Annotated in this window: 14 protein-coding genes; 7 read left to right on the forward strand and 7 right to left on the reverse strand. The window is 67.2% G+C overall.

What is annotated here, in order from left to right; genetic code table 11:
• Positions 1-9 precede the first annotated feature (9 nt).
• The 3 genes from ACZ7KI_RS15745 to ligD (ACZ7KI_RS15755) form a co-directional block, all read right to left on the reverse strand.
• Entirely contained in the window at positions 10-555 is a 546-nt protein-coding gene (locus ACZ7KI_RS15745; RefSeq protein WP_470273873.1) for a MarR family winged helix-turn-helix transcriptional regulator, read from the reverse strand.
• 127 nt (positions 556-682) lie between these two features.
• Positions 683-955: a hypothetical protein gene (locus ACZ7KI_RS15750; protein ID WP_470273822.1), complete on the reverse strand. Its 273-nt coding sequence runs from the start codon at positions 953-955 to the stop codon at positions 683-685.
• Between the two features lie 51 nt (positions 956-1,006).
• A complete protein-coding gene (gene ligD / locus ACZ7KI_RS15755) occupies positions 1,007-1,924 on the reverse strand; it encodes a non-homologous end-joining DNA ligase (protein WP_470273823.1) in 918 nt (305 codons plus the stop codon).
• Positions 1,925-1,970: 46 nt separating this feature from the next.
• Between ligD (ACZ7KI_RS15755) and ligD (ACZ7KI_RS15760) the strand changes: the two genes are divergently transcribed.
• Both ligD (ACZ7KI_RS15760) and ACZ7KI_RS15765 read left to right on the forward strand, forming a co-directional pair.
• Entirely contained in the window at positions 1,971-2,936 is a 966-nt protein-coding gene (gene ligD, locus ACZ7KI_RS15760) for a non-homologous end-joining DNA ligase (protein ID WP_470273824.1), read from the forward strand.
• A 268-nt stretch (positions 2,937-3,204) separates the two neighbouring features.
• Complete coding sequence (locus tag ACZ7KI_RS15765) at positions 3,205-4,461, forward strand: HNH endonuclease signature motif containing protein (protein ID WP_470273825.1); 1,257 nt, start codon at positions 3,205-3,207, stop codon at positions 4,459-4,461.
• A gap of 215 nt (positions 4,462-4,676) precedes the next feature.
• On the opposite strand, the gene pip is transcribed toward ACZ7KI_RS15765, so the two are convergent.
• Positions 4,677-5,621: a prolyl aminopeptidase gene (gene pip, locus ACZ7KI_RS15770; protein ID WP_470273826.1), complete on the reverse strand. Its 945-nt coding sequence runs from the start codon at positions 5,619-5,621 to the stop codon at positions 4,677-4,679.
• A gap of 150 nt (positions 5,622-5,771) precedes the next feature.
• Between pip and ACZ7KI_RS15775 the strand changes: the two genes are divergently transcribed.
• Positions 5,772-6,869 carry a carboxylate-amine ligase gene (locus tag ACZ7KI_RS15775; RefSeq protein ID WP_470273827.1) on the forward strand — a complete coding sequence of 366 codons (1,098 nt, stop codon included), beginning with the start codon at positions 5,772-5,774 and terminating at the stop codon, positions 6,867-6,869.
• A gap of 13 nt (positions 6,870-6,882) precedes the next feature.
• Here ACZ7KI_RS15775 and ACZ7KI_RS15780 read toward each other — a convergent pair whose 3' ends face one another.
• Positions 6,883-7,488, reverse strand: coding sequence for a response regulator transcription factor (locus tag ACZ7KI_RS15780; protein ID WP_465507387.1), 606 nt, complete (start codon positions 7,486-7,488; stop codon positions 6,883-6,885).
• 442 nt (positions 7,489-7,930) lie between these two features.
• Here ACZ7KI_RS15780 and ACZ7KI_RS15785 point away from each other — a divergent pair, with 442 nt between their 5' ends.
• Positions 7,931-8,629: an AraC family transcriptional regulator gene (locus tag ACZ7KI_RS15785; RefSeq protein WP_470273828.1), complete on the forward strand. Its 699-nt coding sequence runs from the start codon at positions 7,931-7,933 to the stop codon at positions 8,627-8,629.
• 78 nt (positions 8,630-8,707) lie between these two features.
• On the opposite strand, the gene ACZ7KI_RS15790 is transcribed toward ACZ7KI_RS15785, so the two are convergent.
• Entirely contained in the window at positions 8,708-9,703 is a 996-nt protein-coding gene (locus ACZ7KI_RS15790) for a DUF1702 family protein (protein ID WP_470273829.1), read from the reverse strand.
• Between the two features lie 448 nt (positions 9,704-10,151).
• Between ACZ7KI_RS15790 and ACZ7KI_RS15795 the strand changes: the two genes are divergently transcribed.
• The 3 genes from ACZ7KI_RS15795 (at position 10,152) to ACZ7KI_RS15805 (ending at position 12,461) form a co-directional block, all read left to right on the forward strand.
• Positions 10,152-10,757, forward strand: a complete 606-nt coding sequence (locus tag ACZ7KI_RS15795) for a response regulator transcription factor (protein ID WP_470273830.1) — start codon at positions 10,152-10,154, stop codon at positions 10,755-10,757.
• A gap of 166 nt (positions 10,758-10,923) precedes the next feature.
• Complete coding sequence (locus ACZ7KI_RS15800) at positions 10,924-11,712, forward strand: AfsR/SARP family transcriptional regulator (RefSeq protein WP_470273831.1); 789 nt, start codon at positions 10,924-10,926, stop codon at positions 11,710-11,712.
• Between the two features lie 62 nt (positions 11,713-11,774).
• Positions 11,775-12,461, forward strand: coding sequence for a winged helix-turn-helix transcriptional regulator (locus ACZ7KI_RS15805; RefSeq protein ID WP_470273832.1), 687 nt, complete (start codon positions 11,775-11,777; stop codon positions 12,459-12,461).
• 53 nt (positions 12,462-12,514) lie between these two features.
• Here ACZ7KI_RS15805 and ACZ7KI_RS15810 read toward each other — a convergent pair whose 3' ends face one another.
• A complete protein-coding gene (locus tag ACZ7KI_RS15810) occupies positions 12,515-13,135 on the reverse strand; it encodes an L-threonylcarbamoyladenylate synthase (RefSeq protein WP_465507382.1) in 621 nt (206 codons plus the stop codon).
• Positions 13,136-13,410 lie beyond the last annotated feature (275 nt).

Below are 13,410 nucleotides of genomic sequence, written 5' to 3' on the forward strand. Positions count from 1 at the left end.
CGGTAGGGCTCAGCTCCGCCGGGTCACCGCGGTCCGGCGCCGTTCCTCGCCCTTCTCCTCCAGTTGCTTGACGATCTCGCGCAGCGAACCGGCCAGCTCGGTACAGTCCGCGGGACTGAGCCGTTCGGTGACGAACGCCTCCTCCTGGTTGAACTCCGGGAAGAGCTCCCGCATGAGCCGCTCACCCTCCGGCGTCAGCGCGAGCAGCACCAGTCGTCCGTCGTCCGGGTGTTTACGGCGGGTGACCAGACCATGTGCCTCCAGGGTCTTCATGACCCCGGTCAGCGTCCCCTTCGTGATCCCGGATTCCGCGGCGACGTGCCGGGTCTCCTTCTCGCCGAAGATCCACACGACCCAGAGCACTACGAACGCGGTCCAGGTGAGGCCCGCCGTCCGCAGGACCGAGTTCTCGAAGTGCAGCCGGACCGCCGTGGCGGCGCGGTGGAGGTTGGCCACCGCTTCCATCCGCTCCCACAACAGGGGGATTCCGCCCAGCTTGGCCCGCACGGCGTTCTCGGTCTCGGCCAGCGTGTGATACCCGGTCAAGCGCCACATCCTCACCGGCCCCGGAGGTACCCGTACGGTGGCGCGCACCCCCGCGCGCCCGTTCCGCCGATCGTATGCGGAACGGGGTGGAGTCCACAGTGGTCTTTTCCGGGGTCTTTTCCGGGAGAATCGCTCGTCAGGCCGCCGGTGCCAAGGGCGTCACCAGATCTCGCGCGGTTTCGGACAACTCCGCGGGCACCCGGGCGCCCGGTGTTCCATCACGGGCGGTCCGGATCAGCCCGGCGTGGGCGAGCCGATGGGCGGTGAGCTGGTCACTGCAGGGCAAGCCGTCGACATAGAGATCCGGCTCCTGACTGACAGTGATTTCGGCTCTGCCTTGTGCCACCGCACGCAACATGGCCAGTGCGCGGTATGACAAGCCTTCGGGGTCTTTGCTGTTCTCGGTCATTCGGGGTCACTCCTCTGACCTCGGAGTTTCCCGTTCGCCGGGGCTTAAACATCACCGAGCGGGAACGGCGGCGCGATGCTCGGCGATGTCGCCGAACAGGTCACCCATCTCCTCGACGCGCTCGATCACCTGCTCGGCGGTGAACAGCAGATCGGCGGCCTTTCGGCAGGCCTCGACCTCCTCCCAGGTCACCGGGGTCGACGCGGTCGGGATGGCGCGGCCGCGCAGGGAGTAGGGCGCGATGGTGGTCTTGGCGGTGTTGTTCTGGCTCCAGTCGATGAACACGCGGCCGGGGCGGATCGCCTTGGCCATCCGGGCGACCACGGTTTCCGGTGACCGGCGCGCGAGCTCTTCCGCGACGGCCTTGGCGTACTCGGAGGTCCGTTCGTCGGACCGGGTGCGGACCGGGCAGTACAGCTGCATCCCCTTGTTGCCACTGGTCTTCGCGTACACGGTCAGGCCGTCTTCGGTGAGCAGTTCGCTGAGTGTCTCGGCGACCCGGCAGCAGTCGACGACGTCCGCCGGCGGCCCGGGGTCGAGATCGAACACCAGCAGATCGGGTGATTTCCGCGCCCCGCGCGGCCCGACCGTCCACTGTGGAACGTGCAGCTCCAGCGCGGCGAGATTGGCCGCCCACATCAGCGTCGGGAGGTCGCCGACCACCGGATAGTCGAGCGTCTCTTCCCCGCCCCGCCGGCTGCGGTTGGTCAGCCGCGCGGTGCGCACCCAATCGGGCGCGTGCCGGGAAACGTTCTTCTCGTAGAACGGTTCACCGTCGACGCCGTCCGGGAACCGGCGGAACGTGGCGGCGCGGTCGCGCAGATGCGGAAGCATGACGGGGGCGACGCGGCGGTAGTAGTCGAGGACCTCGCGTTTGGTGAAACCGTGCGCCGGGTAGAGCACCTTGTCCAGATTGGACAGCGCCAGCCGCCGTCCCTCGACCTCGACCGTTATCCGCTCCTCAGGCACCCTTCGACGATAGATCACCGGCGGGGTTTCCGGGGTACCGTGAGGCATGAGTACCGTTCCGGACGCGTTCGCCCCGATGCTGGCGACCGACGGCGACCTGCCAACCGGCGGGTGGGGGTACGAATACAAATGGGACGGCTACCGCTGCTGCCTGCGCGTCGCCCGCGACGGTGAGACGCGCCTGACCAGCCGTCGCGGCCTCGACATCACCGCGACGTATCCCGACGTGACCGGCGAAGCCCTCGACGGCCACGAAGCCGTACTCGACGGCGAGATCGTCGTCCTCGACGACCAGGGGCGGCCGAGTTTCCCGCTGCTGCAGACCCGGCACCTGCGCACCCCGGACGCGTCGCTGCTGGCGCGCAGCCCAGTGCACTTCTTCGCCTTCGACGTCCTGCTTATCGACGGCACCGTCCTGCTCGACGAGCCCTACGCCGCCCGTCGTGAACTCCTGACGTCGTTGGGAGGCGGCGGCCGCGTCGTCATCCCACCGGGCTACACCGACGACGACATCGCGCCCGAACAACTCCTCGAGGTCGTCCGGCAGCACGGACTCGAAGGGCTGATCGCGAAGAAGCTCGACAGCCGCTATCACCCCGGCAAGCGGTCGCGGCAATGGATCAAACGGGCGCTGTGGCTCACCCAAGAGGTCGTGATCGGCGGCTGGCGCCCCGGCGAAGGGCGCCGCTCGGGCACACTCGGCGCCCTGTTGCTCGGCGCGCACGACGAATCCGGCGAGCTGCGGTACATCGGCGACGTCGGAACCGGGTTCAGCGAAAAGGTCCTCGAAGACCTGCATACCCGGCTCGCTCCGCTGGCACAGAAGAAACCGCCGTTCGCCTCCGAGGTCCCGCGCGACCGCGCCAGGGGCGTGCGCTGGGTGTCTCCGGAACTCGTCGGCGAGGTCATGCACCGGAACTGGACGCCGGACGGGCGGTTGCGGCATACGACCTGGCGCGGGTTGCGGGCGGACAAGACGCCTGAGGACGTCGAGTTGCCTTCATCGCGATAGCTCAGAGCGGTCGGCGGCGTACCTCGTCGATCAGGCCCGCGGCGAACACCTGGCCACCGCCGCCGGACTTCAAGATACCGGGACGGCGTGAGCCCGGTGTACGCCCGGAATTCGTGACGGAAGGGCTGTCGCTATTTGACAAAGTCGGCTTCTGTACGCAGAGCATTCACTTCACGGTCACTTGTTCCCTATCGAGTGAAATGACCCGCTTACGGTCGTTACACTAATCGGACTAGCACAGGTGTTCGACATTCGGTATCATTGAGCCGTGGCCAGCGAAAACAGTCCCCAGGCGGTGCCCACTGAGTGGTGGCGTGCCGATACGGCGACGCTGCATGCCCGGAAGCAGGAAATCGAAGTTCTGAAGCGTCGATTGGATGCGGAGCAGAATGCGATCCTGGCGGAAATCAATAACCGGGGTGTGCGTGGGTGTTCCGGTCATTCGACGTTGGCGGCGCTGATCTTTGAAGACTTTCAGGTCACGGACAAGGAAGCCGGGGTCCGTGCGGACCGGGTTCTGGCCCTGCATCCGGGTCCTGCTATCGGCGGAGATCCCCAGCCGCCGTTGGCTCCGTTGACCGCCGAAGCCGCCGCCGAGGGCGCGATCGGGGGTGCGCAGATCGACGCGATCATCCGCACCCTCGCCCGGATCCCCTCCACGGTCTCGGAAGAAGACGCGCGAGGCGGTGAGAAGATCCTCGTCGACCTCGCCCGCCACGCCGGGCCCCGGCAGATCGCCCGTGCCGGGCGACGGCTGTTGGACAAGCTCGACCCCGACGGGAAGGAACCCCGTAACGAGGATCCGAAAGACACCCGGCCGGAGTTGCGGTTCGTGAAGCACCGTGACGGCACCCTCGGCCTCAAAGCCAGACTTGATCTCGAAACGTATGCGCGGTTGAAGTCCGACCTCGACCCGATGGCCAAACCGCATAAGGCCATCGACGGGGTCCGGGACTCCCGCACCCAGGACGAACGCTACGGTGACGCCTTCACCGACTACGTCCGGCTGAAGACCACGAGCCGGAACCTTCCCGGCCAAGCGGGCGAGGCCACCCACATTCTCGTCACCATGTCGTATGAGGACCTGATCAGCGACCTCGGCGAGGCACATTTGGATCTGGTGGGGCCGATCAGTGCTACCGACGCGCGGATCCTGGCCTGCGACGCCCGCGTTCGGCCCGGAGTTCTGGGCACCGCAGGCGAACCGTTGGACATCGGGCGGTCGAAACGGACGGTGTCGCTGGCCCAGAAGTATGCGTTGACCATCCGCGACGGCGGCTGTGCCTTCCCGGGCTGTGACATGCCGGTACCCCGCTGCACCGCGCACCACATCGTTTTCTGGCGGCACCACGGCGAAACGAAGATCGACAATCTCGTGCTCCTCTGCACGAAGCATCACCGGTTGATCCACCACAGCGAATGGAAAGTCCAAATCGCCCAAGACGGACTGCCGGAGTTCACTCCCCCCGCCTATCTCGACCCCACCGGCGAACCGAGGCGCAACACCATGCACCTCAGGACATAGACGAAACTTGATGTCTCCCTGCGGGCTGAGCTCCCCCGTTCGCCGGGTGTCGTGCAGGCACCGAAACATCTCTCTGGTGTGTTGACTCTGCTTGTCGCGAAAGCCACTTTGGGGACGTCCGATGTCCCGAAAGTGGCTTTCACGACACAGCCCGACACGGCCCGACACAGCGCAACACCACCCGACGCGGCCCCACGGCCCTCCGGCCACGCGCCTCACCGCCACCGAGAACCGAACCGCGCCAACGCCTCCAGCATCCAAGCCCGTTTGACGTCGCTCCCCCGATGCCCCGACCCGTCATCGATCAGCAACTCGGCACCGGGCCACGCACGAGCGAGTTCCCAAGCGGTGTCCACCGGGCAGCTCAGATCCCGGCGTCCGTGAATCAGCACACCGGGAATGTCTCGCAACAACCCGGCGTCGCGGATCACCGCGCCGGGTTCCAGCCAGGCCTCGTGGGAGTAGTAATGCGTGACAATGCGCGCGAAGGCCAGTTCCCACTCGCCGATCGGACCATTGTGGACGGTCGTGCCGGGTTCCAGTGACAGCACCGTGTCCTCCCAGGCGCACCAGGCACGGGCGGCCTCGGTTCGGACGTGCGGGTCGGGGTCTTCCATGAGCCGCGCGTAGGCCGCGACCAGGTCACCAGAGAGATCACCGCGGAAACGGGCCCACGCTTCGGGGAAGAACCGGCCGGCACCGCGGTACAGCCAGTCGATCTCGGAACGTCGTGTGGTGCTGACGGCGCTGACGATGATCTCGGTGACCCGCTCCGGGAATCGTTCGGCGTAGACGAGCGCGAGCGTCGTGCCCCATGAGCCTCCGGTGACGAGCCAGCGTTCGATCCCCAGGTGTTCCCTCAGCCGTTCCATGTCGGCGACGAGATGATCCGTCGTGTTGTGCCGCATGTCGGTCGACGGGTCGCTCGCGTGCGGGGTGCTACGGCCGCAGCCGCGTTGGTCGAACAGCACCGCGCGGTAGCGGGCGGGGTCGAACATCCGCCGCATTCCCGGCGTACACCCCTGACCGGGGCCGCCGTGTAGCATTACAGCGGGCTTCCCGTCCGGGTTCCCGCAGGTCTCCCAGTAGACGACGTTGTCGTCACCTACCTCGAGCAGTCCCGTGTCGTAGGGCTCGATGGGTGGATACAGGTCGACCATTCTCTCAGCGTAGACGAAGCTGATCAAGACTTTCCGTTAGGCCGCGAAACACTTTCGCCGCAACGAAGTTCAGCACACCGGCCCTTTCCTCACCGCGCCGGGAGGGGGAGATTTAGTGGTACCGGCGAAAACCACCAGAGATGGGGAACCATGGCGGTTTACGGCACGAACTTCACTCTTGGTGTGGAAGAAGAGTTCGTCCTCCTCGATCCGCTGGACGGCTCGGTCGCGTTGCGCGCGCCCGATCTTCTCGAACACCTCGCCCCCGAGCCGGACGTCACCGGGGAGCTCATGCGGTTCCAGATCGAGACCGCGACCGGCATCTGCCGCGGCCTCGACGAGGTGCGCTCGGAATTGACCCGGTTACGGCAGATCGTCGCGAAGGCCGCGGAGGCCGACGGCTGCCTGGTGGTGGCGTCGGGGATTCCGCCCGGCGGACTCCGGCCGGACGCGATCACGCCCGAACCCCGGTACCGGCGGATGGCGCAGGCGTTCCCCGACCTGATCGACGACGCGGGGACCTGCGCCTGCCATGTGCACGTCGGCTTGCCGTCGCGGGATCTCGGCGCGCGGGTCCTCGCCGGCCTGCGGCCGTGGCTCGCTCCGTTGCTGGCGCTCAGCGCCAATTCCCCGATCGTGAACGGCGCTGATGCCGGATGGGCGAGCAGACGTTTCCCGATCTGGGATCGGTGGCCGACGGCGAAACCACCCGAAGAATGGACCGGAGCGGCCGCGTACGACCGCGATGTCGAAGAGGCGCTACGCCAGGGTGACGCCCTCGACGCGGCCGGTGTGTATTACTACGCCCGGCTTTCCCCTCGTCATCCCACGGTGGAGGTACGAATCGCCGATGTCTGCCTGTCGGCCGAGGACGCGGTACTGCTCGCGGCGCTGGTGCGCGGACTGGTCACGACCTGCGCCGGGACGTCCACCCTGCCGCGAGCCCGTGGCGCCAGGATCGGCGCGGCACTCACGGCCGCCGCGCGCCGGGGCCTCGACGGGCCGGGCATCGACGTCTTCACCGGCCGGGAGGCCGATCAGCGCGAACTTCTCGGCGAACTCGTCGGCTTCATCTCACCCGCGCTCGGTGCCGCCGGCGACCTCGACGACGTCGAGCAGGGGATGCACTCCCTTTTCGAGTACGGGACCGGCGCGACCCGGCAACGCCGCCTGTTCGCGGAAGCGGCTTCCCCCGGTGAATTCGCCACGGATCTCGCCCTCGCGACGATGAACGTCCCGGCGCGGTGAGCCGGAACTACCGTCACAGCCAGCCGGACTCCCGCGCGATCCGCACGGCGTCGACCCGGTTGCGGGCACTGAGCTTCGACACGATCGTCGTCAGGTAGTTCCGCACGGTACCGGCGGAGAGGAACAACTCGGCCGCGATCTCGGTCGGTTCGGAGCCGACCGAGGCCAGCCGGAGCACTTCGATCTCCCGCGCGGTGAGCGGGCATTCCTCGCTGTCCCACGCCGCGAGCGCCAGATCGCCGTCGACGACGCGCCGTCCGGCGGCGACCCCGCGGACCGCGTTGGCCAGCCTGTCGGCGGGCGCGTCCTTGCGCAGGAAGCCGTTGACCTTCGCCGCCAGGGCCCGCCGAAGGGTTCCGGGGCTGCCGAGCGAGGTGAGGATCAGCGTGCGCACCCCGGGCAGCTGTTCGTGCAGTTCGGCGGCCGCGGTGAGCCCGTCCTTGCCGGGAAGATCGATGTCGATGAGCGCGATGTCGGGGCGCGAGGACCGGGCGAGCGGGAGGATCTCCTCACCGCTGGCGCATTCGGCGACGACCTCGATATCGGCTTCCAGCCCGAGCAGCGCGACCAGGGCCCCACGGACAATGTGCATGTCCTCCGCCACCAGGACCTTGATCATCGCCCCATCTGCCTTTCTCCTGCGCCTCGCCCCCGAGCCGACAATACTATCCTCACACACCCGTCCCGCGAAATGGAAACCGGCCCTTGACCGTCGCGGGGGGACACGGTCGAGGGCCGGTTCTGTGTTGCCGCGGGAATACTTTCTTCGGACCGCGCCAACACGGCCGGGGTGCGTCCGGCGTGATGCGCTACCAGGAATTCTGCGGTCCGCCGCCGTGGAGATCCAGTGCGCAGACCACCGCCGACCTGTGGTTTTCGCATGTGAGATTTTCACGTCGGCGCACACACGAATCCATATCCGGCGGTGAATCAAGCACTTCAGGAGAAGCGGCGGCGAACACTACTGTCGGAAACCGTAAAGCACGCCAGAATTCCTCGAGCGAAAGGACGGTAAAATGGATGAGACTGTCCGGCGAGCCGTGGAGCGAGCCATTGGGGCCATGAACGAGAAACTGGGCGAAGAGCTCACTATCGACGACATCGCCCGCGCCGCGACGTTCAGCAAATTCCATTTCACCAGGGTGTTCCAGCAGGCCACCGGCGTCTCGCCCGGCCGGTTCCTGTCCGCGCTGCGGCTCGACGAGGCCAAACGCCTGCTGCTGACGACCTCGATCACGGTCGCCGACATCAGCCACCGCGTCGGTTACAACAGCGTCGGCACCTTCAGCACGCGGTTCAGCAGCCGTGTCGGCCTCTCCCCCTCCGCGTACCGCCAGCAGGGCGGTTTCCAGCACCGGCTGGCCGGTGAACCCCGTCCCGGTGCGCAGCCGGCGATCGTCCGCGGTTTCGTCTCGGCGCCGCCGGAGATCTCGCCCGGCCTCGTCTTCGTCGGTCTCTTCCCGACACGTATCCCCGAGGGCGCGCCCGTGCGCTACGCGGTCATCGAGGCCCCCGGCCCCTATCAGCTGAGCGAGGTTCCGGAAGGCACCTGGCACCTGGTCGCGCATTGTGTGAGCGGGCCGCTCACGCGTCGCGGCGCCGGGTATACCGGCCACCACGGCCCGATCACCGTCGAACCCGGGGTCACCGCGCGGCTGGCCGACCTGCGGGTACGTCCCAAACGCTTGTTCGACCCGCCGGTACTGCTCGCGCTGCCCGATCTGCGGCGCCGGCCGAAGCCGTTCAAGCACGCGGCCTGATCCTCACCTGGGTGTCATGAGGGGTCCCCAACGGACGAAAAACGTCCGATGGGGACCCCTCATGACGTTCACAGGGCCTCAGGCGGAAAGACGGCCCGCCGAAGGAGCGAAGGCCTCGCGGATGTTCTGCCGCCACAGTTCGTAGGCCGGTGTCCCGTCCGCGGCGTTCTCGGCCACCTCGGTCCGGTCGGCGAGGTCGACGGCCTCCTCGATGCTCAGCCCGGCGAGCGTCCGCGCGGCGCGCCGGGTGTGCGGCGGGGCGAACGACGAGAACGTCCTCGCCTTCACCGCGAACACGACGCCGAGGCCGAGTTCGTCCTGATGCTCCCCCGCCGATTCGTGCAGCACCGTGAGCCCACGCTGGTCGCAGCCGCCGGCGAAGGTCGAGGCCAGTCCGACGCCGCTCCACAGGTCCGGGCGGCGTTCGGCGGGGAAGCGGTTCACCGCGGCGGCGACCTTCACCGGATCGGCACCGTTGATGAACCACAGCGCCCGCCCGACGCCCTGGTCACAGGCGCGGCCGAAGTACGAAGGCGCGCCCGCCCACGCGTACGGGGCGGGGACGAACTGCTCGCCGACCCATTTGCGGGTGTCGAAATACGCGCGGTCGAAACCGTAGCCGTCGACGGCCAGCCAGCTCATCGTCGGGTGGTACGGCACGCCGTCCAGATCCGGCAGCACCTTCTTCCACAGCGGCCTTGGCAGCCGCGCCATGGCGAACCCGATGCCGATGTAGGTCAGGAAGAGATGCGGACGGCCGGGGCCGCTCATCAGTTCGGCCGTACGGTCCTTCCGGCCACCGGGCATGACATCCAGGATGGTGAACGCCATCGCCGCGCCCTCGTAGGCGAACCCGCGCATCTCCGGCTCCACCATGTCCAGCCGCCGCTCGGCCTCCCAGAGCGCCGGAGCGTCGATCCCCCATTCGAACCCGCACACCACCGACTGCGGGATCGACTCCAGCCTGGCGGTCGCCGCCGTCGGCGGGATCCCGAAGCCGCGCCCCTCGAAGCCGACCGAAGCCAGCGAGGGCGCGAACAGGACCTTGCGCAGGGCACCCAGCAATGAAGTCATCACGTACGTCCTTTGTGGATAGTGTCGGCTTCGCGCGCGAACTCGGCTCCCGCCGAGGAGACCACGCCGTGCTCGCTGCGGGCTCGACGGCCGATCGAGGCCCCACCCGGTACCGCCGAACAGTCCATACCCCGCCTCCGACAATGGTGAATTCACCCGTTCGCCGGATTAATTCACCGGGACGGAACGTACTCACCAGGGAATGAAAGGTACTTATGGCGGAAAATTTACCGTCATCTGACCTGACACGGAGTAATCGATCGATTGCTCTTTAGTGATCCGGTCATGATCACCGGCTCTTCGTCATCTTCGCAGCTCACCCGGGTCCTTGGTCGGCCGACCAGGGCACCGGGAATAACGCAACCTCGAATCGTGCGATTCATATTCACTCTTCCAGGTTTGCTATGTACACTGAGAGTTAGCGCTTCTGGGGGATGAGGAGGTCGGAGTGATCCGAGTCCTATTGGCCGAAGATATGCACATGGTTCGTGGCGCCTTGGTCGCGCTGCTGAACCTCGAACAGGACATAGAAGTCGTCGCGGAGGTCTGCTCGGGTGACAAGATCCTGCCGATGGCCGCGGAGTACCTCCCGGACGTCGCGATCATCGACATAGACCTCCCCGCCAAAGACGGCCTCGCCGCCGCTTCCGAGCTCTACCAGCAACTCCCGTGCGTACGCACGCTCATCCTCACCTCACTCGGCCGTCCGGGCACCGTGCGCCGCGCGCTCGACGCGAAGGTCAACGGCTTCCTGCTCAAGGACGCGCCCGCCGACAAACTCGCCAACGCCGTCCGCTCCGTCGCCATCGGGCGCCGCGTCATCGACAGCGAACTAGCGTTGTCCGCGTGGGAAACGGAAGATTGCCCGTTGACCCCGAGGGAAGCCGAGATCCTGCGCCTCGCCGCGAACGGGCGCACGGTCGCCGACATCGCGGCCGAACTATTCCTGTCACCTGGCACGGTACGGAACTATCTCGCCACGGTGGTCACGAAACTCAACGCCCGCAACCGGGTCGACGCCATCCGCATCGCCACCGATTCCGACTGGCTCTGACCTCCCGCGCGTCTTCTCGTTTGCCACAAACGGTTCCGTGTCCCAAGTCATGACGATCGCATGCGGGGCAACGAAGAAATCACGGGCCACCGGGTGTTTCCGGCACTGTTCCGAAGATTCCGCCTCTGTCATCGTCACAGAGGGGGAGTCCGCGGAGAGGGCAGGGATGCACGGGACGAGTACCGAACCGAAAGAAGTCGCGGTACGCGCGCGACTCCTCGGCCCGCTCGAACTGCACACCGGCGGGGCCGATCGCGCGCCGACCACGCCGAAACTCCTGCAGCTGCTGGCGATGCTGCTCATCCGGCCCGGCAAGACGGTCCACGTCGATTCGCTGGTCCACGAGCTGTGGAACGACACTCCCCCGCGCAGCGTCCGCCGCACTCTGCACACCTACGTCCACCACCTCCGCCGTCATCTGGACCCCGACGGCGAAGGTGGTCTGCTGGTCACCTGTCCGCCCGGCTACCGGCTGGACGTCGACGCGGGCATGGTCGATGTGTCGGAGTTCCAACGCCTGCACCGCCTCGGCCGCGACCTGCTGGCCGGAGGCGACGACGCGGCGGCCGCGCACGCGTTCCGTACCGCGCTGGATCTGTGGTCCGGTCCACCACTGGCCAACATCCACTGTGGACCGACGCTGGCCGCGTACACCGTCTATCTGCTGGAGCACCGGCGCAACGCCCGTGACCTGTGGATCGAGGCCGAGATCCGGTCCGGGCGGCACCGGGAGATGCTCGGCGTACTGCGGTCGCTGACCACCGCGAACCCGCTCGACGAAACCCTGCACGCCCAGCTGATCCGCGCGTTGTGGCTCAGCGGACGGCGTAGTGACGCGCTCGCGTCCTACCACTGGCTGCGGGCGAGGCTCGAAGACGAACTGGGGGTGGAACCCTGCGCCGAACTGCGAGAACTGCACCGCGAACTGCTCTCCGAGGGAAACCCGGTCCGCTGATCACGCCGACCGGCGGACGAACACCACCCCGTCACCAGATCCAGGAAGTTGAGGAGTCAAGCATGACCGCTCGCACCTACGGCCAGTTCTGCGGCCTCGCCCGCGCGCTCGAAATCATCGGGGAACGCTGGTCCCTGCTCGTGATCCGCGACCTGGTGCTCGGCCCGAAACGTTTCGACGAGCTCCAGCAGGGCCTGCCGAAGATCCCGACGAGCATCCTGTCGACCCGGCTGAACGAACTCGAACGGCACGGCGTCGTCCAGCGCCGGGTGCTTTCGCAGCTCGACGCCGGAGTGGTCTACGAGCTGACCGAGTACGGCAACGACCTCGACCAGATCCTGCTGCAGCTGGGCCTGTGGGGTGCCCGGTCGCTCACCGAGCCCGCCGCGGACGACCTGTTCACCCTCGACGCGGCCATCCTTTCGCTGTACACGACGTTCCAGCCGCACGAGGCCCACGGCGTCCGTGGCTCGTTCGAGCTGCACTACGGCGACCAGATGATCGTCCACGCGGTGGTCGAGGACGGGGCGGTGACGGCAGGCGAAGGCCCGCATCCGGATCCGGATCTCGTCATCGAGCCGCGCGGACCGCTCATGCTCAAGCTGATGAACGGCGAGCTGGACGCCACGAGCGCGCTCACCTGCGGCGCGGTGGCCATCAAGGGCGACGCGGCGTACCTGGAGCTCTTCACGCGGCTCTTCCACATCCCGTCGGCCCCGTCGAAGACCGAAGGGCTTGTCACGCACTGACGAGGACGGAACCGCGCGCGGGCCGGCACCACGACCGAGGTGCCGGCTCGCGGTCATTCGAAGCGTGCGGGGTCGCCGGCGCCGCGCCGCACGATCTCCGGTTCCCCCGACGAGAAGTCGATCACCGTGGTGGGCTCGACCCCGCATTCGCCGGAATCGATCACCGCGTCCACCACGTGCTCCAGCCGCTCCTTGATGTCCCAGCCCTGGGTCATCGGCTCTTCCTGATCGGGCAGCAGCAGCGTGCTCGACAGCAACGGTTCGCCGAGTTCGCCCAGCAGCGCCTGCGTGACCACGTTGTCCGGGATGCGCACGCCGACCGTTTTCTTCTTGGCGTGCATGAGGCGGCGCGGAACCTCCTTGGTCGCCGGGAGAATGAACGTGTAACTGCCCGGCGTGGATGCCTTGACCGCGCGGAAGACCGCGTTGTCCACGTGCACGAACTGGCCCAGCTGGGCGAAGTCCTGACACACCAGGGTGAAATGGTGGCGGTCGTCGAGCTTGCGGATACTCCGGATGCGGTCGATACCGTCCCTGTTGCCCAGCTGGCAGCCGAGCGCGAAGCAGGAGTCCGTCGGGTACGCGATCAGCCCGTCCCCGCGCAGGATGTCGACGACCTGTCCGATCGCGCGCCGTTGCGGATTTTCCGGATGTACGTCGAAATACCTGGCCATGCACCGAGCTTAAGGCCACCGGTCCCCCCGCGCCGCGACAGGCCGTCCCGGCGTGGCGTACACAGTGGAACCGGAGGATTCGGCGCACGTCTTCCATCGTGGCGTGTCGCGAGATCACCCGCATGGTCCGAACGACCCACACCCGCACGGGTGACCGCCGGGATTTTCCCTGTCACCGGCGGGGAAACGTCCTCTCGTCCGCCGTTCTCCCTTACCCGGAAAGACCAACCGGGGTAACAAGCATGGGTTAGGATCCGAATACACCGCGATGGAAG

It is taken from the genome of Amycolatopsis sp. NPDC039088 (assembly GCF_055598845.1).